General features: G+C 72.6%; 20 protein-coding genes and 1 pseudogene. 10 read left to right on the top strand and 11 right to left on the bottom strand.

Annotated elements, in window-relative coordinates:
• The first annotated feature begins 102 nt into the window (after positions 1-102).
• A complete protein-coding gene (locus HRF36_RS12065; RefSeq protein ID WP_173210245.1) occupies positions 103-1,143 on the top strand; it encodes a hypothetical protein in 1,041 nt (346 codons plus the stop codon).
• A 115-nt stretch (positions 1,144-1,258) separates the two neighbouring features.
• Positions 1,259-2,131 (top strand): endo alpha-1,4 polygalactosaminidase, encoded by an 873-nt coding sequence (locus tag HRF36_RS12060; RefSeq protein ID WP_173210244.1) that lies wholly within the window; start codon positions 1,259-1,261, stop codon positions 2,129-2,131.
• A 96-nt stretch (positions 2,132-2,227) separates the two neighbouring features.
• Here the strand turns inward: HRF36_RS12060 and HRF36_RS12055 are convergent, their stop codons facing one another.
• From HRF36_RS12055 to HRF36_RS12045, 3 genes are read right to left on the bottom strand one after another with little or no spacing between them, the layout of a single operon-like run.
• Positions 2,228-3,073: a transglutaminase family protein gene (locus HRF36_RS12055; protein ID WP_173210242.1), complete on the bottom strand. Its 846-nt coding sequence runs from the start codon at positions 3,071-3,073 to the stop codon at positions 2,228-2,230.
• A complete protein-coding gene (locus HRF36_RS12050; RefSeq protein ID WP_123520096.1) occupies positions 3,070-3,996 on the bottom strand; it encodes an alpha-E domain-containing protein in 927 nt (308 codons plus the stop codon). Before HRF36_RS12050 ends, HRF36_RS12055 begins: the two co-directional genes overlap by 4 nt.
• On the bottom strand, positions 3,990-5,753 hold the full coding sequence (locus HRF36_RS12045; RefSeq protein WP_173210240.1) for a circularly permuted type 2 ATP-grasp protein: 1,764 nt from the start codon (positions 5,751-5,753) through the stop codon (positions 3,990-3,992). Before HRF36_RS12045 ends, HRF36_RS12050 begins: the two co-directional genes overlap by 7 nt.
• A 234-nt stretch (positions 5,754-5,987) precedes the next feature.
• On the opposite strand from HRF36_RS12045, the gene HRF36_RS12040 reads away from it, so the two are divergent.
• The 6 genes from HRF36_RS12040 (at position 5,988) to HRF36_RS12015 (ending at position 13,266) form a co-directional block, all read left to right on the top strand.
• A complete protein-coding gene (locus tag HRF36_RS12040) occupies positions 5,988-6,200 on the top strand; it encodes a hypothetical protein (protein ID WP_056049364.1) in 213 nt (70 codons plus the stop codon).
• A 148-nt stretch (positions 6,201-6,348) separates the two neighbouring features.
• Complete coding sequence (locus HRF36_RS12035; protein WP_173210238.1) at positions 6,349-6,618, top strand: GlsB/YeaQ/YmgE family stress response membrane protein; 270 nt, start codon at positions 6,349-6,351, stop codon at positions 6,616-6,618.
• A 384-nt stretch (positions 6,619-7,002) separates the two neighbouring features.
• The gene (locus HRF36_RS12030) at positions 7,003-7,743 is read left to right on the top strand and encodes an aminoglycoside 3'-phosphotransferase (RefSeq protein ID WP_173210236.1); all 741 of its coding nucleotides are present in this window, start codon (positions 7,003-7,005) and stop codon (positions 7,741-7,743) included.
• Between the two features lie 120 nt (positions 7,744-7,863).
• On the top strand, positions 7,864-10,578 hold the full coding sequence (locus tag HRF36_RS12025) for a phosphoenolpyruvate carboxylase (RefSeq protein WP_173210234.1): 2,715 nt from the start codon (positions 7,864-7,866) through the stop codon (positions 10,576-10,578).
• Positions 10,579-10,931: 353 nt separating this feature from the next.
• Positions 10,932-12,182 (top strand): Gfo/Idh/MocA family protein, encoded by a 1,251-nt coding sequence (locus tag HRF36_RS12020; protein ID WP_173210233.1) that lies wholly within the window; start codon positions 10,932-10,934, stop codon positions 12,180-12,182.
• A 52-nt stretch (positions 12,183-12,234) separates the two neighbouring features.
• Entirely contained in the window at positions 12,235-13,266 is a 1,032-nt protein-coding gene (locus HRF36_RS12015) for a LacI family DNA-binding transcriptional regulator (RefSeq protein ID WP_173210232.1), read from the top strand.
• Between the two features lie 195 nt (positions 13,267-13,461).
• On the opposite strand, the gene HRF36_RS12010 is transcribed toward HRF36_RS12015, so the two are convergent.
• From HRF36_RS12010 to HRF36_RS15910, 5 genes and pseudogenes are all read right to left on the bottom strand, one after another.
• Positions 13,462-14,460 (bottom strand): SDR family NAD(P)-dependent oxidoreductase, encoded by a 999-nt coding sequence (locus tag HRF36_RS12010; RefSeq protein WP_173210231.1) that lies wholly within the window; start codon positions 14,458-14,460, stop codon positions 13,462-13,464.
• A gap of 351 nt (positions 14,461-14,811) precedes the next feature.
• Positions 14,812-15,438 carry a CDP-alcohol phosphatidyltransferase family protein gene (locus HRF36_RS12005; RefSeq protein WP_173210230.1) on the bottom strand — a complete coding sequence of 209 codons (627 nt, stop codon included), beginning with the start codon at positions 15,436-15,438 and terminating at the stop codon, positions 14,812-14,814.
• Between the two features lie 131 nt (positions 15,439-15,569).
• Positions 15,570-16,004: a DNA methylase gene (locus HRF36_RS12000; protein WP_173210229.1), complete on the bottom strand. Its 435-nt coding sequence runs from the start codon at positions 16,002-16,004 to the stop codon at positions 15,570-15,572.
• Positions 16,005-16,181: 177 nt separating this feature from the next.
• Entirely contained in the window at positions 16,182-17,267 is a 1,086-nt protein-coding gene (locus HRF36_RS15915; protein WP_256428779.1) for an alkene reductase, read from the bottom strand.
• 339 nt (positions 17,268-17,606) lie between these two features.
• Positions 17,607-18,719: pseudogene (locus HRF36_RS15910) on the bottom strand (MFS transporter); the annotation flags it as partial.
• A 22-nt stretch (positions 18,720-18,741) separates the two neighbouring features.
• On the opposite strand from HRF36_RS15910, the gene HRF36_RS11990 reads away from it, so the two are divergent.
• A complete protein-coding gene (locus tag HRF36_RS11990) occupies positions 18,742-19,320 on the top strand; it encodes a TetR/AcrR family transcriptional regulator (RefSeq protein WP_173210227.1) in 579 nt (192 codons plus the stop codon).
• Between the two features lie 256 nt (positions 19,321-19,576).
• Here the strand turns inward: HRF36_RS11990 and HRF36_RS11985 are convergent, their stop codons facing one another.
• Both HRF36_RS11985 and HRF36_RS11980 read right to left on the bottom strand, forming a co-directional pair.
• Positions 19,577-20,437 (bottom strand): NAD(P)-dependent oxidoreductase, encoded by an 861-nt coding sequence (locus HRF36_RS11985; protein ID WP_173210225.1) that lies wholly within the window; start codon positions 20,435-20,437, stop codon positions 19,577-19,579.
• Positions 20,438-20,547: 110 nt separating this feature from the next.
• Positions 20,548-21,297: a lysophospholipid acyltransferase family protein gene (locus HRF36_RS11980; RefSeq protein ID WP_173210224.1), complete on the bottom strand. Its 750-nt coding sequence runs from the start codon at positions 21,295-21,297 to the stop codon at positions 20,548-20,550.
• A gap of 358 nt (positions 21,298-21,655) precedes the next feature.
• Between HRF36_RS11980 and HRF36_RS11975 the strand changes: the two genes are divergently transcribed.
• Positions 21,656-22,129: a hypothetical protein gene (locus HRF36_RS11975; protein ID WP_173210222.1), complete on the top strand. Its 474-nt coding sequence runs from the start codon at positions 21,656-21,658 to the stop codon at positions 22,127-22,129.
• Here the strand turns inward: HRF36_RS11975 and recQ are convergent.
• Entirely contained in the window at positions 22,090-24,228 is a 2,139-nt protein-coding gene (recQ, locus tag HRF36_RS11970) for a DNA helicase RecQ (RefSeq protein ID WP_173210219.1), read from the bottom strand. The genes HRF36_RS11975 and recQ overlap by 40 nt on opposite strands.
• Positions 24,229-24,235: the final 7 nt, after the last annotated feature.

The raw sequence follows: 24,235 nt of genomic DNA, 5'->3' as shown, positions 1-24,235 counted from the left end.
GAGGCGGCGGGTTACCGTCGAGCCCTCGGCCGGGTTACATTCGCAGGGGACGTCCGCGCGGGCCCGACCCGCGACGCGCGCCCACCACCAGGGAGGTGTCGCATGGGCAAGGCAGCAGTCACGGGCTGGGTCGCATTGGCGATGTTCGTCTCGGGCGCGGCGCTCGTCCTGGCGGCCACCTTCCGCCTGGTCAGCTTGGGCCTCTTCGCGGGCGGCTTCATGCCCCTCGGCGACCTCGATTTCGTCACCATCGCCATCTGGTTGCTCGGTGCCGCCCTCGCCGTCGGTGGCGTCGCCCTCGCTCTCGTCGGGCTGGCCGACCGGGTGCTCGGCGCCCTGCCGCGCGACGAGCCGGCGCGCCCCCCCGAGCACGAGGTCGTCCGTGAGACGGCCTCGGTCACCGTTCGAGCGACACCTCAGGAGGCGCGGGACCTCCCGGCAGGACGGCCCGCCGCCGCCGTCCTCGCCGCCGCCCCCGTGGTCGCCGCAGCGCCGACTCCGGCCGTCGCCCCCGCCACGGGCACGCCGATCGAGACCGCGCCGACTTCCCCGAGCGCGCTCGAACCGACACCGCCGGGGCCGAGCCTCGCCGACCGCGTGCGTCCCGTCCTCTCGTCCGCCGCCGTCCGCGTCGGGGACGCCGCACGCGCCACCGGTGACGCCCTGGCCCGGGCCGGTCGGGCCACGGCCCGAGCCACCCGCCGAGCCGCACAGGCCGTGGTCGCGTGGGTCCGACGCACCACGCCGGTCGTGGCCGCCTGGTTCCGTACGACCGGTGGCACCGTCGCGACGCGCACCCGACCGGCCGCCCGCTCGACCTGGGACGGCGTGCGTCACGGCAGCCGGGCCACCGCGGCCGGTGCCGTCGTCGCCGCTCGGGCCACGGGGGCGAGCGCACGCCGCGCCTCCTCGGCCGCCGCCGCCCGCGCCCGGGAGAACGCGCGCACCCTGTCGGCCGCCCGGGCCGCCGCCCGCCAGGCCGAACTCGATCGTGAGTCCGCCCGCGAGGCCGCCCGCCTCGACTTCTTGACCTCGCGCCGAGTTCCGACGGGGACGCCCGCGTCGGCCGCCGCCGCCCTGGCCGGCCCGACCGACGCCGCCGTCACCGAGCAAGAGTCGGCCCCGCTCACACACAGCGCCTGACGCCGCCGCAGTCCCCCTCGCCGGAGGACGCCTTCGAGTGGACGAGGCACCACGATGTGCGGCGGTGCGGCGTCCACTCGACGGCGCGTCCGAGGGCATCCCCTAGGCTCGCCGCATGCGCGCACCCCTTGGACTCGTCGGCCTGGTCGCCGTGGCACTCGCCGTGACGGGCTGCACCACCATCGGGGCCGAGGCCGGTGAGCGCCCCGAGCGCGCCTCCTCGTCCGCAGTGGCGACGCCGGGCACCCCTGCGGTCGACGGCGTCGACCTGCCGCCCGAGGGCGCCCGCTTCGACTACCAACTGGGAGGCGCGTCACCCGTCCCCGACGGAGCCACCGTCGTCGCCCGCGACAGCACCGACGATCCCGCCCAGGGCGCATACGGCATCTGCTACGTGAACGGGTTCCAGACCCAACCCGGGGCGGAGTGGCCGGACGAGCTGCTCGTGCGGACCGCCGACGGCGAACCGCTGGTCGACCCGGGCTGGCCCGACGAGCACCTGTTCGACCTGTCGACCGAGACGAACCGGCAGGCCGTCGCCGAACGACAGGCCTCGACGATCGAGGGCTGCGCCACCTCGGGGTACCGAGCGGTGGAGTTCGACAACCTCGACTCGTGGACGCGCTCGGAGGGCGCCTTCGGCGAGGACGAGGCGGTCGCCTTCGCCACCCTGCTCGTCGCCCGGGCCCACGCCGCCGGGCTCGCGACGGCGCAGAAGAACACCGCCGACCTCGGCACCCGGGGCCGGGACGAGGTCGGCTACGACTTCGCCGTCACCGAGGAGTGCGACCGCTACGACGAATGCGACGCCTACACGGACGTGTTCGGCGGGCTGGTATTCGACGTCGAGTACACCGACGCCCTGCGCGGCTCGGTCGAGCAGGTCTGCGCACGGATCGACGCACTCGACCCGGCCCCCTCGACGATCGTGCGCGACCACGACCTGGTGCCGGCCGACGACTCGGCGCACGCCTACACGGCCTGCTGACCCGCGCCTCCTCGTCCCACGCTGTGGCGAGATGTCACGACGTGCCGCTCAGTTTCGGAGCTGAGCGGCACGTCGTGACATCTCGGTCAGCCGGGCCTAGGCCTCGCGGGTGATCTCGACGGTGACGAAGAGCTCGCTGTTCGACGACCCGGCGTACACCCCGCGCAGCGGCGGTACGTCGCGGTAGTCGCGGCCCTGGCCGACCACCACGTGCCGTTCGCCGATGTCGATCAGGTTGGTGGGGTCGTAGCCGTGCCAGGTGCCGCAGAAGAACTCGACCCAGGCGTGCGACTCGCCCGTGACGGTCTCGCGCAGCTCGGCCGAGGGCTTGGGGTGCAGATAACCGCTGACGTAGCGCGCCGGGATGCCCGCCGCACGCAGGGCGCCGACCGTGACGTGGGCGATGTCCTGGCAGACCCCGGCCCGTGCGGACCACGACTCGGCGGCCGTGGTCTTGACGTTCGTGACGCCCGGCAGGTACCGCACCGCGCCTCCGACCGTCTCGCAGATCGCCATCGCCGCGGCGCACGGGTCGACGTTCGTCGCTCGTGCCTCGGTGCCGACCGCGGCCAGGTCGGCGGGAGGCGCGGTGAGGGGCGTCTGCTCGAGGTGCTCGACGAACGACGTGCTGGCCCCCGCGATCGCCGCGAGGTCGGCCCACGAGATCGTCTCGGACGGGTGCGCCTGCGGCCGCACCTCGACGAGCGAGGTCGCGGTCAGCGAGAGCTGCCGGTGCGGCAGCAGCACCTCGAACGACGACACCCTCGTGCCCCAGTAGTCCACGTACTCGTGCGAGGCGGCGACCGGTTCGATGCGCAGGTGCGACGAGAGCACGAACTGACCCTCGGTGTGCGCCGGCAGCATGCGCGCCTCGTTGTAGCTCGCGACCGCCTCGCCCTGGTACGAGAAACCGGTCACGTGCCGGATGCGCAGCCGGCTCACGATCGCTCCCCCACCCAGGTGGGCGCGGCGCTCGTCGGGAAGTACCGCTGACGGATCGCCTCGGACGCGGCACTCGTCGCGGCCTGCACGGTGTCCATCTGCCCGGGCAGGTCGTCGAGGATGTCGCCGATCGGCCGGAACTCGAGCTCGCTGCGCATCTGCCCGAGGATGCGCACGCCGCTGTCGGACGCCGCGACCCGGTGCGTCGTCGGCTCGACCTCGCGCAGACAGGCCTCGGCCCGGCTGATGGCGAAGAGCACGCTGCGCGGGAAGAGCCGGTCGAGCAGCAGGAACTCGGCGGCGTTGCGGGCGCTCGGCACACCCCGGTAGGTCCGCAGGTAGGCCTCGTACGCACCGCACGACCGCAGGATCGTCGTCCACGACGGGCCCGACGCCTCGGTCAGCGTGCGGGTGGCGAGCAGGCGGGCCGTCATGTCGGCCCGTTCGATCGACCGGCCGAGGGTGAAGAACTGCCACACCTCGTCGCGGCTCGTCGCGCTCTCGATGATGCCGACGGCGAGCGCGCTGCGTTCGCGCACCCAGGCGAAGAACTCGTGCACCTTGTCGTCGGCGACCTTGCGCGGCATGCGGGCGCGCGTCGTGTTGAGGCATTCCCAGAGCTCGGTCGAGACGATCTCGCGGGCCCGGCGGGCGTTCTCGCGGGCGGCGCCGAGCGAGTAGGCGATCGAGGCCGGGTTGTGGCGGTCGACCGCGAGCATCGACAGCACGTCGCCCCGCGCCAGGTCGCCCTCGGGAGCGTCGCTGCCCATCACGGCGAGCAGGCTGCGGCAGGCGACGTCCTCCTCGATCCAGGGGTCCTCGAGCAGCAGCTGGAGGTGCACGTCGAGGATGCGCGCCGTGCCGTCCGACCGCTCGATGTAGCGGCCGATCCAGAACAGGCTCTCGGCGATGCGGCTCAGCATGATGGCCCTTCGGTCGGTGTGGCTCCGTGGTCGCGGACCGGGGACGCAGGAGGCGCGGGCCGGCTTCGTGCCCCCGCCCGCGCCTCCTTCGCTTGTTGCTGTTGCGCCTGCTGGTCGTTGCGGGGGTCGTCCTGGGGCGCGTGGTCGGGGCTGTGGTCGGCCGCGGCGGCCGCGGCCTCGGCGACCTGCTCGGGGGTGACGACCGGGATCGACAGGGTCGGCGTCGTCTGCTCGGCGATCAGCGCGCTCACGTCGTGACCGGCCCAGGCGTTGACGTCGCCGCCGACGATCCAGGTGTCCTTCGAGCCGCCGCCCTGGCTGCTGTTGACGACGAGCTGACCCTCGGGCAGCGCGACCCGGGTGAGTCCGCCGGGCAGCACCCACACGTCGTCGCCGTCGTGCACGGCGAACGGCCGCAGGTCGGCGTGCCTCGCGCGCAGACCGTCGTCCACCAGGGTCGGGATCGTGCTGAGCTGCACGACCGGCTGCGCGATCCATCCCCGGGGGTCACGCCGCAGCTGCGTGCGCAGCTCGTCGAGCTCGCGTCGGCTCGCGGCCGGGCCGATGACGAGACCCTTGCCGCCCGAACCGTCGACGGGCTTCACGACGAGTTCGTCGAGCCGGTCGAGCACCTCGTCGAGGGCGCCGGGGTCCTCGAGCCGCCAGGTGGGCACGTTCGGCAGCAGGGCCTCCTCGCCCAGGTAGTAGCGGATCAGCTCGGGCAGGTACGTGTAGACGAGCTTGTCGTCGGCGACGCCGTTGCCCACCGCGTTCGCGATCGTCACCGTGCCGAGACGAGCGGCCATCAGCAGGCCGGGGGAACCGAGCACCGAATCGGCCCGGAACTGCAGCGGGTCGAGGAACTCGTCGTCGACGCGACGGTAGATCACGTCGACGCGTTCGGGACCGCCGGTGGTCCGCATGAAGACACGGCCGCCCGAGCAGTAGAGGTCGCGGCCCTCGACCAGCTCGACGCCCATCAGGCGGGCCAGCAGGGTGTGCTCGTAGTAGGCGGAGTTGAAGACTCCGGGGGTCAGCACGACGACGGTCGGCTCGTCGACGCCCGACGGCGCGCTCTTCTTCAAGGCCGCCAGCAGCCGGTTCGGGTAGTCGCCGACCGGGCGCACCCGCATCGAGACGAACAACTCGGGCAGCGTCTGCGCCATGACGCGCCGGTTCGAGATGACGTAGCTGACGCCGCTCGGCACCCGCACGTTGTCCTCGAGCACGCGCCAGGCGCCGGCCTCGTCGCGGACCAGGTCGATGCCGCTCACCTGGATGCGCACGCCGTTCGCCGGGTCGATACCGCTCGCCTGCCGGTGGAAATGGCTCGAGCTCGTGATGAGACTCGCCGGGATGACCCCGTCGGCGATGGCGGTCTGCGGGCCGTAGACGTCGGCCAGGAACGCCTCGAGCGCCTTCACGCGCTGTTTCACGCCTCGTTCGACGGTGGTCCATTCGGCGTGCTCGACGACGCGCGGCACGGCGTCGAGCGGGAACGGCCGCTCTTCGCCGGCGAAGTCGAAGGTGACGCCCTGCGCCAGGTACGAGTCGGCCAACGCCGCCGTGCGGCCCCGCAGGTCGTCCTGCGTCATGCCCTCGAGGGTCGCGTGGATCTCGTGGTACGCCCGACGGGGCGTGCCGTCGCGCTCGAACATCTCGTCCCACGCGGCGGCCGACGCGCGGGCCCCGCGCGGCTCGGACCGTCGGGTCGCGGCACCCGTGACGGTCGCGTATCCCTCGAAGAGCTCTCCCATGGCTCGACGGTAGCCAGGGGGTGTTGCCGGGGTGTTTCGGCCGTGCGGCGGGGGTGTGTCGTGGCCCTCGGACACTGCTATACGACACCTGTCGCCCGGCGGAGGACCGGCACGGCGGAGAGGACAAAAGCGAACACCGAGTGCTTCCCGCGAATCCGATTTGTTACAGAAAACTCTCAGGAGGAATAGCGTCACCCCTGAACGACAAGAACGTCCCACTGGGAGGACCACCACATGCGCTTCAAGTACCTCGTCATCGCCCTCATCGCGTTCCTCGCGTACACCTACGGCGCCAAGGCCGGAAAGGGCCGCTACAAGGAGATCAGCAACTTCTTCGGCTCGTTCTGGAACGACCCCAAGGTGAAGAAGGCACGTGCCCAGGCCAAGAAGGACGTCACCAAGGCCCGCAAGGCCGCGGTGAAGAAGGCCCGCAAGGCCGCGCACTAGTCCTCTCAGCCGCAGGGGCCCGAGAGGACGACCTTCTCACGGGCCTCTTCGCATGCGGCCGTCACACAGACCCCGCTGGCACGCACCCGATCCCGACCGTCTCAGCAGTACCAGCGCAATCCGCGCACCAAACGAAAAGGAACACATCATGGGCTTCCTCGCCTTCATCCTCCTCGGCCTCATCGCCGGCGCCATCGCCAAGCTCATCCTCCCCGGCAAGCAGGGTGGCGGCTGGATCGCCACCCTCGTCCTCGGAGTCATCGGCGCCCTCATCGGTGGCTGGATCGGCGGAGCCGTCTTCAACGTCGGCTACGACGGCTTCTTCAGCATCCAGAGCTGGATCATCGCGATCCTGGGCGCGCTCGTCGTCCTCGTCATCTGGGGCTTCATCACCGGCCGCAAGGGCAGCCGCGCGTAAGCAGCTCCCCCGCAGTTCGACAGAGCGGGCCGTCCCTTCGGGGGCGGCCCGTTCCGTCGTTCCCGGACGCCTGGGCTGCGCCTCCCGGGCTTGGGTGCCGAACCGGACCCGCGCCTCCTCGTCTCCTCACCTCGCGTGCCGAACCCGCGCCTCCTCACCTCCTCACCCCGCGTGCCGAACCCGACCCGCGCCTCCCCACCTCGCGTGCCGAACCCGACCCGCGCCTCCTCACCTCGCGTGCCGAACCCGACAACCGCCGCGCGCCACGCCGCTCACCTTCGCCCCACGGCCCCGATCACCTGCCGGTCGTCGCGAATTGCACACCTCGGCCGGGCGGCAACCGCATCGGGGGCGGGGCAGGGGTGCGGGTGCGAGACTCGGGGCATGTTCACGCAGAACCGGCCAGACCCCGAGTTCGAGGTTCCGGAGGCGGTGGTCACGGCTGCGGGTGGCGACGCGATCACCGCGGTGTGGCGCAACGAGGCCGGCGGCACCACGTACCGGCTCGGCGACGGGCCGACCCGACGCTTCGCCAAGTGGGCACCGCACGGCAGCGGACTCGACCTGCACGCGGAAGAGATGCGGCTGCGCTGGGTCGTCGACCACACCCCGGCCCCGCGGGTGCTCGAGATCGGCGGCGACGACGACGGCGAGTACCTCGTCACCGCGGGTGTGCCGGGACGCAGCGCCGTCGACCTGCTCTGGGCCGCCGACCCGACGACCGCCGTGCGCGAGGCGGGACGGGGGCTGAGGCGACTGCACGACGTGCTGCCGGTCGACGAGTGCCCCTTCAGCTGGTCGGTGGACGACCGGATCGCGACCAGCGTGAGAGCTCGCACCGCGCCTCCGGAACTCGGCGACCCGCCACCGATCGACCGCCTCGTCGTCTGCCACGGCGACCCGTGCGTGCCCAACACGCTGATCGGCGACGACGGCCTCTGGTCGGGGCACGTCGACTTCGACGCCCTCGGCGTCGCCGACCGCTGGGCCGACATCGCGGTGGCCACCATGAGCCTCGGCTGGAACTACGGGCCCGGCTTCGAGCAGACCTTCCTCGACGCCTACGGCGTCGCCGACGACCCCGTCCGCACCGCGTACTACCGGGCGCTCTGGGCCGCGACCTGAGCCGGGTCGGGCCCCGTCGGGGGTCACGACGCCACGATCTGGGCACCACGCCACGAGAAAACGTGGCGGCATGACCACATCGTGGCGTCATACATCGCCCGGGTCGTCCAAGATGGTGCGGTGACCGACATCGAGACCACACGACGACACGACGGCAGCCGTGACGACATCAGCGGCGCCGTCGACGGCAGCCTGCGCCAGGACGTCAGCTACCTCGGCAGCCTGCTGGGACGGGTGCTGCGCGAATCCGGCGGCGCCGAACTCTTCCAGGCCGTCGAGGACGTCCGGGCGGCCGTGATCGCCGCCTACGAGGGAGCCGACGGCGCGAGCCTCGACGACGCCCAGCGTCTCGTCGACGCCCTCGACCAAGAGCTCGCCGAGCAGGTCGCCCGCGCTTTCACGTGCTACTTCCACCTCAGCAACCTCGCGGAGGAGCACCACCGTGTCCGCGTGCTGCGCCGCCGCGGCAGCGAGGCGAGCGCCGCAGGGGACTCCGTCTCGGCCACGCTGCGCCAGCTGACCGACGAGGTCGGCGCCGAGGAGGCCTCGAAGCGACTCGACGCGCTGCGGTTCCACCCCGTGCTCACCGCGCACCCGACCGAGGCCCGCCGCCGTGCGGTGGCGTCGAGCATCCGGCGCATCAGCGACCTGATGACGGACCGCGACCGGCTCGAGAACGACGTCGCCGTGGCCGAGGCCGAACGCCGACTGCTCGAGGAGGTCGACACCCTCTGGCGCACCTCGCCCATCCGCACCACGCGTCCGACACCGCTCGACGAAGTCCGCACGGCGATGAGCATCTTCGACCAGACGCTCTTCGAGATCGTGCCGCAGGTGTACCGCCTGCTCGACGACCGCCTGCTGGGCGACGCCGCCGGGCGAGAGCCCGCCGTGGCCCCCGCCTTCATGCGCCTCGGCACCTGGATCGGCGGCGACCGCGACGGCAACCCGCACGTCACCGCCGAGGTCACCCGGGCCGCGGCCGACATCGCCGCCGAGCACGTGCTGCTCGGCCTGCACCGGGCCACCACCCGCGTCGGCGGCACCTTGACCCTCGACGAGGCCGAGACCCCGGCCTCGGCCGAGCTGGTCGCCCTCGCGGAGGCGCAGCGAGCGATGGACGCGGACGTCGCGTCGCGCATCGGCGTGCGGTCCCCCCACGAGTTGCACCGACGCGTGCTCATGTTCGTCGCGGCCCGCATCGACGCCACCCGCCGCGAGGGAGCACCGCTCGCCTACGGCCACCCCGACGAGTTGCTCGCCGACCTGCGGGTCGTGCAGCAGTCGCTGCGTACGGCCGGCGCCCATCGCAGCGCCAATGGCGACCTGCAGGGTCTCGTCTGGCAGGTCGAGACCTTCGGCTTCCACCTCGCCGAGCTCGAGGTGCGCCAGCACTCGCAGGTGCACCGCACGGCCCTCGAAGAGCTCCGTGCGGCCGACCCGGTCGCCGGCGGGGAGCAGCCGACCGGCGGCGACGCCGGGGCCGACACCGCGCCTCCTGCCCGCAGCGAGATGACCGACGAGGTGCTCTCGGTGTTCCGCACGATCGCCGACCTGCAGAAGCGCTACGGCACGCGGGCCGCGTCCCGGTACATCGTGTCGTTCACGCAGTCCTCGGCCGACCTCGCCAACGTGTACGAACTGGCCGAACGCGCGATGGGTGACGAACCCGCCCCCGTGCTCGACGTCATCCCGTTGTTCGAGACGTTCGCCGACCTCGAGGCCAGCACGCGCATCCTCGACGAGGCCCTGCGGACCGAGGCGGTGCAGAAGCGCCTCGCGGCGACCGGCCGCCGCCTAGAGGTCATGCTCGGCTACTCGGACTCCTCGAAGGACGTCGGCCCCGTCTCGGCCACCTTCGCCCTGTACTCCGCCCAGGCCCGCATCGCCGACTGGGCTGCCGAGAACGACATCGAGCTGACCCTCTTCCACGGTCGCGGAGGCGCCCTCGGTCGCGGCGGCGGACCCGCGAACGAGGCCGTGCTGGCGCAGCCGCCGGCGTCGGTCGACGGCCGCTTCAAGATCACCGAACAGGGCGAGGTCATCTTCGCCCAGTACGGCAACAAGACGATCGCGGCCCGACACGTCGAGCAGATGGCAGCGGCCACGCTGTTGGCGTCGAGCCCCTCGAACGAACAGGCCAACGCCACCGCGGCGGCCCGCTTCGCCGAGGTCGCCTCGACCATGGACGTCGCCTCACGCGAAGCGTTCTTCGGCCTGGTGAAGGCCGACGGCTTCGCCTCGTGGTTCGCCGCGGTCACCCCGATGGAGGAGGTCGGGCTGCTCGCGCTCGGCTCACGCCCCGCCCGCCGTGGCCTCTCGGTCGAGTCGCTCGAAGACCTGCGGGCGATCCCGTGGGTGTTCGCCTGGACCCAGGCCCGGATCAACCTCGCCGGCTGGTACGGCCTCGGCTCGGCGCTCGAGGCCGTCGGCGACCTCGAGCTGCTGCGTGAGGCGTACGCGACCTGGCCGCTCTTCTCGGCGATGATCAAGAACGTCGAGATGTCGCTCGCCAAGACCGACGAGCACATCGCTCGCGAGTACCTGGCACTGGCCGACCGCGACGACCTCGCCGAGCGCGTGCTCGACGAGATGGCCCGCACCCGCAAGTGGGTGCTCGCGGTCAGCGGTCACGGCGAGGTGCTCGACGGGCGACCCGTATTGAGCCGCGCCGTGCGGCTGCGCTCGCCCTACGTCGACGCGCTCTCGCTGTTGCAGCTGCGGGCCCTGCGGGCCATCCGCGTCGCGGGCGGCGGCGACCCGGCGGACGCCGACCACCGCCTGTTGCTGCTCAGCGTCAACGGCATCGCCGCCGGACTGCAGAACACCGGTTGAGCCCGGGCGGGTCGCTTCGGCCCGCCTCCCCGGCCTCTCCGGGTCGAACCACCGATGGAGCATCGAACCACGCGAGTCCGTGGTGCGATGCTCCATCGGTGGTTCGGCGCCCGTGCCGCAAGCCGGGGCGCAGGCCGGGCCGGGCGGAAGTCTACGCGTGTAGCTCGCTTACGGGAGCCAGCAGGCTGGTGCCATCCGTAAGGGGCACTTGGGGGCCACTCGGCACTGTTGTCACGAGTAGACCCTTCGTGCCAGACTCCGATGCACAGCGTCGCCGATGATGCCGATCACGGTCGGGGAGGCGCGCGATCCGCACCCACCGAGCAGTGTTGCTCACCATCGAAAGGCCACCCATGGTTTCCCTCGGGATCGTCGGCGCCGGACAATTCGCCGGACAGTTCGCCACCCTCTTCAAGGTCCACCCCGACGTCGACCGGATCATCGTCACCGACCTGCTGCGCGAACGGGCAGACGAGCTCGTCGACCGTGAGGGACTCGACGGTGCCGTCGACTCGTTCGAGGCGCTGCTCGAGACCGACGTCGACGCGGTCGCGCTCTTCACGCAGCGCTGGACGCACGGCCCCCTCGTCGTGCAGGCCCTCCGCGCCGGCAAGCACGTCTACTCGGCCGTGCCGATGGCGATCGCGGAGGACGAGATCGCCGCGATCATCGACGCCGTCCGCGAGACCGGCCTCACCTACATGATGGGCGAGACCAGCTACTACAACCCGGCGACCGTCTTCGCCCGCAAGAAGGTCGACGAGGGCGCCTTCGGCCGCGTCTTCTACGCCGAGGGCGACTACGTCCACGACATGGACCTGGGCTTCTACGCGGCCTACCAGTACAGCGGCGGCGCCGACTGGAAGAAGACGGCGAGCTACCCCCCGATGCACTACCCGACGCACTCGATCGGCGGAGTCCTCGGCGCGATCCCGGGGCACGCGGTCAGCGTCAGCTGCATCGGCGTCCGCGACGACCGCGGCGACGGCGTCTTCGATCGCGAGGTCAGCCAGTTCGACAACGACTTCTCGAACGCCAGCGCCTTGTTCGAGCTCGACGACGGCGGCGTGATGCGCATCAACGAGATGCGTCGCGTCGGGTACCCGTCGCAGATCCGTGAGTCCCGTTTCCGGTACTTCGGCACCGAGGCCAGCTTCGAGCAGCTCGCCACGATCAGCCTCTGGCAGGACAAGGTGGACGTGACCGACGTCACCGCCGACCTCACGACGCTGCCCAGCATGCCCCTCGACGACCCCTCGTTGGCCCACGTCGCCCCCGAGCTGCGCGAGGCCTTCGTCTCGGGACACGCACCCGTGCACGACGTCGACCGTCTGCCCGAGGTCTACCACGGCATGCCGAGCGGCCACGAGGGCAGCCACCACTTCTTGGTGGACGACTTCGTCCGGGCCGTCGTCGACGGCACCCTCCCCCCGGTCAACGCGTGGGTCGCGGCCCGCTACACGCTGCCCGGCATCGTGGCGCACCGCTCGGCCCTGCAGGGAGGCGAGCGCCTGAGGGTCCCCGACTTCGGGGACGCCCCGGCCGAGCTGCCGACGCCGGGGACGTCCGGGGCCACGGCTACGATGGCGACGGGCTCCCACTGACCGACGCGGCGTCGGCCGTCCTGACGGGGCCGGGCACGGGGAGGCGACACGCATGACGTCGTCGGCACCCCCTCCACACGGCCAGGTCACCCGGTCCGACGTCGCCCGGTACGCCGGCGTCTCGACGGCCGTCGTCAGCTACGTCGTCAACGCCGGCCCCCGGCCGGTCGCCGAGGCCACCGCGACGCGGGTGCGCGAGGCGATCCGCGTCCTGGGGTACCGCCCCAACGCCAGCGCCCGCGCCCTGCGCACCGGCTCGACCCGCATGCTCGGGCTGGTCGTGCCCGAGATCGGCAACCCGTTGTTCGCCGAGCTCGCCGTCGCCGTCGAACAGACCGCCGCCCGGCTCGGGTACGCGGTGTTGCTCGTCAACAGCGAGAGCGACCCGCGCCTCGAGCGGCATCTGATCCAATCGCTCGTGGCGCGGCAGGTCGACGGCATCATGCTCAGCACCGTCCAGAACGGGTCGGCGGTCGTCGACCTCACGACGCTCGCGGTGCCTGCCGTGCTGCTCAACACGTTCGAGGGCCGCGAGGGTGTCGACACGGTGGGCGTGGACGCCCGCGCCGGGGCGAGGGCCGCGGTCGAGCACCTCATCGGACACGGCCACGACCGCGTCGCCCTGATCATCGGCGACTCCGGCGAGGGCGTCGAGGCCCGAGAGCAGGGCTGGCTCGACGCCACCCGGGCGGGCGGGCTGATCGACGGCCCCCTCGTGCGCACCTCCTTCACCCGGCGGGGCGGTTACGACGCTGCGACGAGGCTCTTCGCCGGCCCCCGCCCCCCGTCGGCACTGTTCGCCAGCTCCGACCTGCAGGCCCTCGGTGCCCTCCGCGCCCTGGACGAACTCGGCCTCCGGGTGCCCGACGACGTCGCCGTGGTCTGCTTCGACGGCACGGATGCCGCCGACTTCGCCACCCCCCAGCTCTCGACCGTCCGTCAGCCGGTCGAACGGATGGCCGACGAAGCCGTCCTCCGCCTGGTCACCCCCCGCGAGGGCGGGCCCCCACGCCACTCCTCGTTCGTCCCCGCGTTGCTCACCGGCCCGTCCTGCGGCTGCGCGGCCAGACCCCTCGACGCCTGAGCTGCGCGGCTGCGCGGCTGCGCGGCTGCACGTCGCACCACCGATCGAAGCTCGAACCACGCACTTTCGTGGTTCGACGTCCGATCGGTGGTGCCTCATGCGGCCGAGCGGCGGCAGGGGCGCGGGGCGGAGGGGGCGACGAGCAGGAGGCGCGGGGCGGGTACGCGACCCGGCTCGCGCCTCCTGCGTCCCCGGTCAGGCGAGCAGCTGCTCGCTGAGCGCCCACAGGCGGTCGGACTGCTCGGGATCGAGGGCGTAGTCCTTGACCCCGCGCCCACGGGCATCGGCGCGGAACGGCTCGGCCTCGGCGACGTCCTCGAAGTAGCGGGCGCCGAGCCCCTCGACGAGCGGGTGGACGGCGACGAACACCGATGTCGCGGCCCCCTGCTGCGTGGATTTGAAGGCCGGGTTGGGGGTGCCGTCCTCGTCGATCCAGCCGCGGTCGATCATCTCCTGCTGCGGCAGGTGGCGCTGCAGCGGCGTCAGGATGCCACCCGGGTGCACGGCGTTCGCCAGCACGCCGTCGTCGGCCCACCGCTGCGTGACGCCGACCGCGAAGAGCGAGTTCGCCGTCTTGGACTGGCCATAGGCCGACCACGGGTCGTACTCGCGACGCTCGAACATCACGTCGTCGAACACGACGGGCGAGAAGTGGTGCCCGGTCGAGCTGAGCGACACGAGGCGCGACGGCGTGCCCGAGGCCTGCGCGCCCTCGACCAGGGCGTCGCGGAGCGCCGTCGCGAGGGCGAAGTGACCGAGGTGGTTGTTGCTGAACTGGAGCTCCCACCCCTCGGGGGTGCGGGTCTCGGGCGTGGCCATGATGCCGGCGTTGTCGATCAACACGTCGAGCGGGCCCTGCCACGCGTCGGCGAAGGCCTGCAGGGTGTCACGCTTCTCGAGGTCGAGGATCGCGGCGCGGACGCTGCCCGGGCCGGCGGCGGTGCCGGATCCGGCATCGCTCGCGCGGCTCGTGGCCGTGCCGGCGCGGATGTCGGCGACGGCCTGCTCACCCTGCTCCGCGCGGCGCACGGCCAGGGTCACGTCGGCCCCGGCGGCGACGAGCGAGCGGGCGGTCTCGATGCCGATCCCGGACGCGGCACCGGTCACGACGATGCGCTTGCCGGTCAGGTCGAGGCCCTCGACGACCTCGTCAGCGGTGGTGGCGGCGGTGAAGGGGGTGGTGATGCGAGTCATGTTGTCGACGCTACGCCCGGGGCCGGTGGCAGCCTCCCGGGTGCGCAAATCCCGACCGGCACCGCGCCTCCCCGTGTGCCGAACCCGACCGGCACCGCGCCTCCCCGCGTGCCGAACCCGACCGGCACCGCGCCTCCCCGCGTGCCGAACCCGACCGGCACCGCGCCTCCCGGCGTGCCGAACCCGACCAGCGCTGCTCGACACGCCGCTCGATCGACCGCGAAAGCGTCCTCGGCGGCCCCAGTTGTCGCGAATTGCACACCCGAGCCGGGCGACGGCGCACAGCAGGGCGGGGCGACGGCGTGCAGCCGGGCGGGGCGACAGCGCAGGGCCGGGCGGCGCGGGGCCGACTCAGGCTGAGCGGCGGGCCCGTCGCGTCCGGACGAGCGCCGCGGCGTAGAGCGCCGCGGCGACCCAGTGGCCGACGAGGCCGACCCAGAGCACCACGAGACCGATCGTGCGGGTCACGGCACCGGCGTCGCCGAGCGAGGACGACGCGGCGCCTGCCGACCCGCCGACCTGGTCCACGACGGCCGCCGCGACCAGCACGAGCAGCAGCCCGACGAAGATCAGCGCCGTCCGGATCTTGCCGACCCACGTCACCGGGAACGACGCTCCGGCCAGCACGAAGAGCGCGTAGGCGCTCAGCAGCAGATCGGGCACGAGCAGCAACGGCAGAACCGGCCAGGGCACGAGACCACCGGCGACGAACGCGATGACGACGACGATCACGGTGATGCGGTCGGCCACGGGGTCGAGCCACCGGCCGAGCTCGGAGGTGGTGTTCGTCCGGCGAGCGATGAACCCGTCGAGGAAGTCGGTGACGAAGACGACCGCGATGACGACCATCGCCGACCAGTAGTGCTGCCCCACGATCAGCACCAGGAACACCGGCAGCAGCAGCAGACGGGCCGCCGAGATCGCGTTGGGGACGGTGCGCCACTCGTCCTGACGGAACAGCTTGTCGACGAGCGTCACGAGGCCCCCTCTGCGCGATCGCGCGGACTGTCGGTGCGGTCGCACCGATCACACCCGAGGAGGCGCGGGTCGCGCCCCCGAGATCGTCTCGAGTCTACGGGTGCCCCGCCCCCGGGCGGAGGACACCGTGATCAGGCGGTGCCGTAGAGCCCGTCGGGCAGCTCGCGCGTGAAGATCTCGGCGGTCTTCGGGCCGACACCCTTGAGGTCGGTGAGGCGACCGGTCAACTCGGCCCGGTCGGCGGACGACCGCACGAGGTGGTTCACCGACCCCCAGTCGGCGTCGACACGGCCCATGACCTCGTGCAGTTCGTCGCTCATCACGTGGTCGATTCGCGCGTAGCCGGCCTCGTCGAGCAGGTGCCGCAGCCCCTCGTGGTCGAGCTCGTCGAAGCGGGCAGGGCTGGTCAGCCCGTGGTCGATCAGCACCCGGTAGGTCTCGGCGGCGACGCCCTGCTGCACGGGCCGGCCGAACAGCACGCTCGCGAGAAGCCAGCGGTACAGCTGTTGCGGCGAGCCCTCGCTCACGTCGATCCCGAGGTCGGACGGGTGCTTCACGTCGCTCATGCCGTCCTGTCTACGCCTGGCGCGCGGCGCGGGTGACGCGACCCGCGCCTCCTCGGCTCGGTCGAGCGACGGATGCCACGCGGACCCGCCCCATGACGACGAACCCCGTTCCGTGCGGTGAACCACGATGGACTGTGGTTCGTCGCACGGAACGGGGTTCGCGGCGCAGGCTACCGACTAGCGGTCGGCGTGCTGCAGCGTCGGGTAGTCGGTGTAGCCCTCGGCGCCGTCCGCGTAGAAGGTGGCGGGGTTCGGTTCGTTGACCTCGTGGTCACCCTGCCAGCGCTCGACCAGGTCGGGGTTGGCGATGGCGAACCGGCCAACGGCCACGGCGTCGGCCTGGCCGTCCGCGACCTCGGCGATCGCCTCGTCGCGCGTCGTGATCTGACCGAAGCCGCTGTTGGCGATGAAGGAGCCACCGAAGCGCGTGCGGAGGTCCTGCACGAGCTCGCCGCGCAGGTCGGCCTGCAGCACGCTCAGGTACGCGAGGCCGAGCGGGGCCAGGCCCTCGACGAGCGCGCGATAGACGGCCGTCACGTCGGCGACGTCGGTCTCGACGACGTCCTGGATGTTGTGCATGGGCGACAGACGGATGCCGACGCGGCCGGCACCGATCGCCTCGGCCACGGCGGTCGCGGTCTCGATCGCGAGACGGGCACGGTTCTCGGGCGTTCCGCCGTACTGGTCGGTGCGGACGTTCGAGACGGGCGAGAGGAACTCGTGCAGCAGGTAGCCGTTGGCGCTGTGGATCTCGACGCCGTCGAGCCCGGCCTCGAGCACGGCGCGCTTCGACGCGGTGACGATGTCGGCCGTGACCTGGCGCACCTCGTCGGTGGTGAGGGCGTGCGGCACGGGGAAGTCGACCTTGCCGGCGGCGGTGTGCACCTGACCGTCGATGGCGACGGCGCTGGGGGCGACGATGCGGTCGGTGCGGGTGATGTCCGTGTGCGAGACGCGGCCGCCGTGCATGACCTGCATCACGATGGTGCCGCCCTCGGCGTGGACGGCGTCGGCGACGCGCTTCCAGCCGGCGACCTGCTCGTCGGTGACGATACCGGGCTGGCCGTCGTAGGCCTTGGACTCCTGCGAGGGCCAGGTGCCCTCGGTCGTGATCAGACCGAAGGAGGCGCGCTGGCGGTAGTGCTCCACCACGACGTCACCCGGGACGCCGTCGTCACCGGAGCGCAGACGGGTGAGGGGCGCCATGACGACGCGGTTGGGCAGCTCGAGCTGGCCGAAGGTGGCGGGAGAGAAGAGGTCCAAGGGTGGTCCTTCCGAACGGTGAGGCGCCCTCGGGCGGGGGCGCTCGTGAGGCAACCCGGCCGTTGCACGCTGCATTCCCGCGCTGCGTGTCGACACCTCGGGAAGTCGTCGAGACCCCTGGGCGTGAGCCGGGACCCGGGCCGTTCCCCGGGGCCTCAGGCGACCGAGGCCCGCCGCGAGGAGGGCGGCGAGCGCGGCCACGGTCAGGGCCGCGCCGTGCCCGTCGGTCCGGACGATCAGCCCCAGGAGGGTGGCCCCCACCGCCTGGCCCAGCACGAGCAGGACGAAGAGCAGCGCCGTCCCGCTCGGGGCTCGAACCGCGTCGATCTCGGTGGTCCACGCGATCAGGGCACCCGTCGCCGCCGTGTAGGCCCAGCCGAACGCCGCGCAGGCGACGAGCGCCACGGGCACGGCGGCCGGCAGGTTCGCGACGGCGGCCGTGCCCACCGCCATCACGGCCGACGTCAGGGTCCAGACCGTTCCGGGGGCCAGCCGCGCCAGCGGTCGCGCGGTGACGATGACGGCCGCGCCTCCCGCACCGAGGCAGACCCAGGCCCAGACCGACACCCCGGCGGACACGCCCGCGTCGGCCAGCAGCGTGCGCCCGTAGTTCCAGACACCGGCCGAGGCGCCGCCGGCGAGGAGTGCCGCGATCAGCACGCGGCGGTGCGCGACGAACCACGACCGCGGCGGCAGCAGGCCCGCGGGACCCACCGGCGTGGGCCCGGCGTCGGGGCCTGCGGGCGCGGCGTCGACGCCTGCAGGCTCGGCATCGGGGCCTGCGGGCGCGGCGTCGGGGCCTGCCAGGGCACGGGCGGCGTGCGCCTCGTCACGGCGGGCCGGGCCGAGGGACCGGGCGAAGGAGGCGCGGCGGTCGAACACGAGGACGGCCCCCGCCGCCACGACGGCGCCACCGGCGGCCACCAGCCAGGCGATGCGCCATTCGGGCAACAGTGCGACGGCCAGGAGCCCCGCCACGACCAGGCCCGGGCCGGTGCCCGCGTTGACGATCGTCTGGGCACCGGGCTGCCGTGCGGGCTCGAGACCGCGCTGCACGAGCTGCACCAGTGCGGGTGACGCGAGTCCGGCTCCGGCCGACCCCAGCACGGCCGCGAACGCGAACGAGGTGGCTTCCGGTGCGAACGCCATGCCCGCGGAACCGATCCCGGCGGTGGCACCCGCCGCGGCGACGAGCCCGCGCGGGTGGTGGCCGGCCGCGGCGAACCCCACCACGGCGCCGACGACGTAGGCCAGCGACCCTCCCGACGAGATGACCCCGGCGACGCCCGCGTCGAAGCCGAGGTCGGCCTGCATCTCGGGGAGGTACAACCCGTAGGCGAGCCGGACGAGGCCGTAGGTGACGGCGATCAGCACCGTGCCGACCGCGACGAGCGCGACGCCGTCGTCGATCCGGGGCCTCGAGGTCGCGTCAATCGAAAACGTACGTTTCATTTTGACAGCCTAAGCTGTCGACATGCCCTTGCGCCCGGCCAGCGAGAAGAAGATCCTCGACGCCGCCGACGACCTGTTCTTCACGAACGGCATCGCGGCGACGCCCGTCGACGCCGTCCTCGCCCGGGCGGGCGTCTCGGCCGCGACGATGTACCGCGGCTACCGCAGCAAGGAGGCGCTGGTCGCCGCAGCCCTGACCCGTCGCCACCAGGCCTGGCTCGCCACCTGGGACGCCGCCGTCGCCCGGCACGACGAGGCCGGCCCGCGCCTCCTCGCGGTCTTCGACGCGCTCGACGACTTCCGGTCCCGGCCGACGGGCGCCCGCTGGTGCGCCTTCCTCGCCTCGGCGGCGGAGTACGTCGATCCGCCCGCCGACGTCGCCGAGGCCGTGCGGCTCGACACCGAGTCGCTGCGCACCCGGCTCACCGATCTCGCGCGTCCGCTCGTCGGCGCGGACGCCGACGAGCTCGCCGAACGCCTGCTGCTGGTCGTCACCGGCGACCTCGCCATGCGTCTGCGCGAACCCCACCGTGACACCACCACGGCTCGAGCCGTCGCCGCCGCCCTCGTGGCCACCGCCCTCGCCGACCCGCACAGCTGACACCCGCCCCCGGGCACCTCGCACCCGCGCCGCCGGCCCCCGCGTGCAATTCCCGACCCTCACCGCCCGCCCCCGTGTGCAATTCGCGACTACCGAGCCGCTCGACGCCCGATGCACCCCGTTTCGCCGGCGTGTCGCCAGCCCGATGTCGCGAATTGCCCGCGGGAGGGAGGGGTGGAGGTCGGGTACGGCGCAGGGACGAGGAGGCGCGGGTCACCCCAGCGAGGAGGACCCGCACCCGGCCGGGTCGGCCCGCTCAGCTCTCGCGGTCGAAGCCGACGCGCACCGCGGCGATGTCGTCGTCGCCGTGGCCCCGCTCGGCCGCCGTCCCATAGACGCCGGAGAGCGCCTCGAGCAGGCCGGTGTCGAACCCCGTGCCCTGCGCGGCCTCCTGCATCAGCCCGATGTCCTTCCGGATGCCGTCGAGCGCGAACTGGGCCGGGTACTCGCCCGCGATCATCGTCGCGCCCTTGAGGTGCGCATAGGGGGTGTCGGACGCTCCGCCGTCGATCGCATCGAGGAAGAGCTGCGGATCGAGACCGAGCGCCTGGGTCAGCGCGAGCGATTGCGCCGCCGCGGCGGTGATCGAGGCGATCCAGGCGTTGGCGGCGAGCTTGAGGGCCGTGCCCTGCCCGACCGTGTCGCCCGCGACGATCGTCTTCGAGCCCAGGGCGTCGAGGACCGGACGCACGGCCTCCAGCAGAGCGCCGTCGCCGGCGGCCAGCATGACGAGCTTCCCGGTCGCGGCGGGCTTCTTCGTGCCGAGCATCATCGCCTCGACCAGCCGGAGCCCGTGCTCGTCGGCCGTCCGGACGACCCTGGCCGTGTCGGCCTCGCCGATGGTGCTGGCCTGCACCCAGACGGCATCGGGACCCGTGTCGCCGGCCGCGTCGTCGAGGACCTCGAGCACGGCGTCGCCGTCGAACAGCACGGTGACGACGACCTCGGCGCCCGCGACCGCCTCCTGCGCGGTGTCGGCGACCACGGCGCCGTCGGTGGCGAGCGGCTCGGCCTTCGACCTCGTGCGGTTCCAGACCGTGACGTCGAACCCCTCGCGCAGCAGTGTCCCCGCCACGCCCTGACCCATGATGCCCGTCCCGAGCACTGCGACCTTCATGGCCCCGACGCTACGCCCGGCGCCGTCGAGAGGCCCCATCGGTCGAGCGGCCCTCGTCGGGCCAGCGGCCCTCGTCGGGCCAGCGGCCCGACCGTCGGCCCACCGGAGACTCAGTCGAGCGGGTCGGGACCCACGGGGTCGGGTCGCATCGCCCGACGCACCCGCGCGACGACCGACGGGGCGGGCGGGTCGTTGTACGAGCCTGCCTCGACCTGCCCGCTGAGCCGTCGAATCGCCGCCATGACCTCGTCGGTCGCGTGCCGTCGAGCCCGCCCCGACTTCGCCTCACCGTGACGGGAGAGATCGATCGGCTCGCCGAACTCGACGGTGAACTTCCGGAGGCGCGGGATGCGCGAACCCGCCGGTTGCAGCTCCTGGGTCCCCGTCAGGGCCACCGGCACGACCGGCGCTCCGCTCGTCAGGGCGAGCCAGGCGACCCCGGTCCGCCCCCGGTAGAGCCGACCGTCGAGCGAGCGGGTCCCCTCGGGGTAGATCGCGAACGCGTCCCCGGCGGTGAGCTTGCCGAGCCCCAGGTCGAGGGCGTGCTGGGCAGCGGACCCGGCGCCGCGTTCGACGCCGATCGCGCCGATGCCGGTGAAGAACGCGCGCGAGACCCAGCCCGAGACGCCCGTCCCGGTGAAGTACGCGTTCTTCGCCAGGAACGAGACCTGACGAGGTGCCATCAGGGTGATCACGACGCTGTCCATGAACGAGAGGTGGTTGCTGGCGAGGATGACGGCACCGCGCCGCGGGACGTTGCGTCGGCCGATCACCCGGGGTCGCCAGACCACGCGCACGAGGGGTGAGAGGACCGAACGGCCGAGGGTTGTGAGCACGTTCCACTGTGCCCGACGGGACATTCCCCGAACGGCATGCCTCGCCCGTCGACCTCACCCCGGACCCCTCGGCACCCACCCGCACCACCCGATTCGGGGAACAGAGAATGTCCCCCTCGTGGCGGATTGCCGCGGACCGGCGTGCGCCCTATCGTCGGAATTCGACCGAAACAGGACGACCGTCCGGTTCACGAGCCCTCGACCACGATCTCGTCGCCCCCGGCCGCCAGGCAGGACGGACGTCGCGAGGCCACGTCGGCCGAGCGATCGATGACCCGCTCGAACGAGCGGACATCAGCATGCGTCCCGGGGCCGCGCGGCCCCGGGTCGGCCGACGACGCCCACGCGGTGACGACAGCCCAGACGACAGGAGGAGATCCCCGTGGACGACGAGACCGTGACCGGCCGCTCGTCGCGCCTGCCGTTCGTCTTCGGTGGCGCCGCGCTGATCTACACCTACTTCGCCGTCGCCAGCATCGTCGGCGCCGGCACCTCGGTCGGCGTCGGGCTCGTCGCGACGGTCGTGGCGACCGCCCTGTACGGGCTGTCGACGCTCGTGTGGATCGCGCTCGTCGTCGTGGCGGTCTCGTCTGCCCGTCGGACGCGACGAGGCGCCCCCTTGGACCAGGCGAGCATGCGCGTCATCGGTCTCGCGCCACCCGCTGGAGGCGCCGTGCTGCTCGCTGCGGCCTACGTGGCCCGCATGAACGGGCAGCCGTTCGTGGGCGGCTTCGAGGCCATGGTGATCACGACGGTCGCACTCGTCGTCCTGTCGCAGGCCTTCCCGGCACTCGGCTTCGGCCCGACGGCCCCGGGTCAGCGCCAGTCGTCGGGGGGCGGCGGCGCGTCGTCGTAGGGGTCGAACGGGGCGTCGGACGGCAGGTCGTAGAGGTCGTCGGAGGGCACCTCGGGGATTTCGTCGACGGCGGGCGGAGCAGCCGCCCGGTCACGACGGCCCGTGGCCGGCGTGCCCCCGGCCGTCCGGGCCGAGCGTGCCGCGGTCGGGCGGGCCGGACCGGCCGCAGCGTCGACCTCGTCGGCCGGTGACGTCACCGGGCCCGAACCGGCCGCCGCCTCGGCCGGGGAGGTGCCGCCCACGACCGCGAGCACCTGCTGACCGTACGTGTCGAGCTTCTTCTGACCGACGCCGCTGATGCCCGCGAGCTGATCGAGAGACGTGGGACGTGTGGACGCGATGCCACGCAGCGTCACGTCGCCGAAGACGACGTAGGCCGGGACGCCCTGTGCCCGAGCGACGCCGGCGCGCCATTCGCGCAGGGTCTCGAACAGAGCGGCGTCGTCGCCCGTCAGCTCGGCGGCACCGCGTGACGACCCCCGACCCGGGCCCGAGCCGCCCCTCGCCCGGGCCGAGCGTGCCGGGCGTTCGGGCTCTCGCCGCAACCGGACGGTCCGCGCGCCCGAGAGCACCTCGCCCGCCGCGTCCGTGAGCAACAGCGTCCCGTAGCCGTCGGGTGAGACCGCGAGCAGCCCCTGGGCGAGCAGCTGACGCACGACGCCCCGCCACTCGACGTCGCCGAACTCGGTGCCGATGCCGAAGGTCGACAGCTGCTCGTGGCGGTTCTGGAGGATCTTGGGGGTGGACTTGCCGGTCAGGATGTCGACGATCTGCCCCGCACCGAACTGCTGGTTGCGCTCGCGCTTGAGCCGGACGACGGTCGAGAGCATCTTCTGCGCCGCCACCGTGCCGTCGAGCGATTCGGGCGGCGTGAGGCAGGTGTCGCAGTTGCCGCAGGCGGTGCTCGCCTGCCCGAAGTAGCCGAGCAGCTGCACCCGTCGGCACTCGACGGTCTCGCAGAGGGCGAGCATCGCGTCGAGGTGGGCACCGAGTTTGCGACGGTGTTCGGCGTCGCCCTCGGACTGGTCGATCATGCGCCGCTGCTGCACGACGTCTTGCAGCCCGTAGGCCAGCCACGCCGTCGAGGGCAACCCGTCGCGGCCGGCACGTCCGGTCTCTTGGTAGTAGCCCTCGACCGACTTGGGCAGGTCGAGGTGGGCGACGAAGCGGACGTCGGGCTTGTCGATGCCCATGCCGAACGCGATGGTGGCGACCATGACGATACCCTCGTCACGGAGGAACCGGGCCTGGTTGCGCGCCCGAGTCTGCGCGTCGAGACCGGCGTGGTACGGCAGGGCCGGGATGCCCTGCCCGACCAGGAACTCGGCCGTGCTCTCGACCGACTTGCGCGACAGGCAGTAGACGATGCCCGCGTCGCCGTCGTGCTCGGCGCGGATGAAGCGCAGCAGCTGCTGCTGCGGGCCGTTCTTCGCCTCGATGCGGTACTGGATGTTCGGCCGGTCGAAGTCGGCGACGAAGTGCTTCGCGTCGTCGAGCTCGAGACGGCGCGAGATCTCGCGGTGGGTGGTCTCGGTGGCCGTGGCCGTGAGCGCGATGCGCGGCACGTCGGGCCAGCGCTCGTGCAGGACCGACAGCTCGAGGTAGTCGGGACGGAAGTCGTGACCCCACTGCGCCACGCAGTGCGCCTCGTCGATGGCGAAGAGCGAGACGTGGCCCCGGTCGAGCAGCGACTTGGTCGACTCGAGTTTGAGCCGCTCGGGCGCCAGGTAGAGCATGTCGAGGTCACCCGACACGAACGCCTGCTCGACGGCACGACGACGGTCGGGGTCTTGCGTCGAGTTGAGGAACGCCGCGCGCACGCCGACGGCCTCGAGGGCGTCGACCTGATCTTGCATCAGCGCGATCAGCGGTGAGACGACGATGCCCGTGCCGTCGCGCACGAGTGCGGGCACCTGGTAGCAGAGCGACTTGCCGCCGCCCGTGGGCATGAGCACGAGGGCGTCACCGCCGTGCACCACCTGGTCGATGATCTGCGCCTGCTGACCGCGGAACTCGTCGTAGCCGAACACCCGGTGCAGCACGTCGAGGGCGGCGGCGGGGGCGTCGGGGGCCAGGGCGGGCGAGGCGGTGGGGGTCACGCGACGA

The organism is Frigoribacterium sp. VKM Ac-2836 (genome assembly GCF_013248995.1).
Lineage (GTDB): Bacteria > Actinomycetota > Actinomycetes > Actinomycetales > Microbacteriaceae > Frigoribacterium.
The sequence above is the reverse complement of the archived record's forward strand: the minus strand, read 5'-3'. Positions and strand labels throughout refer to the sequence as shown.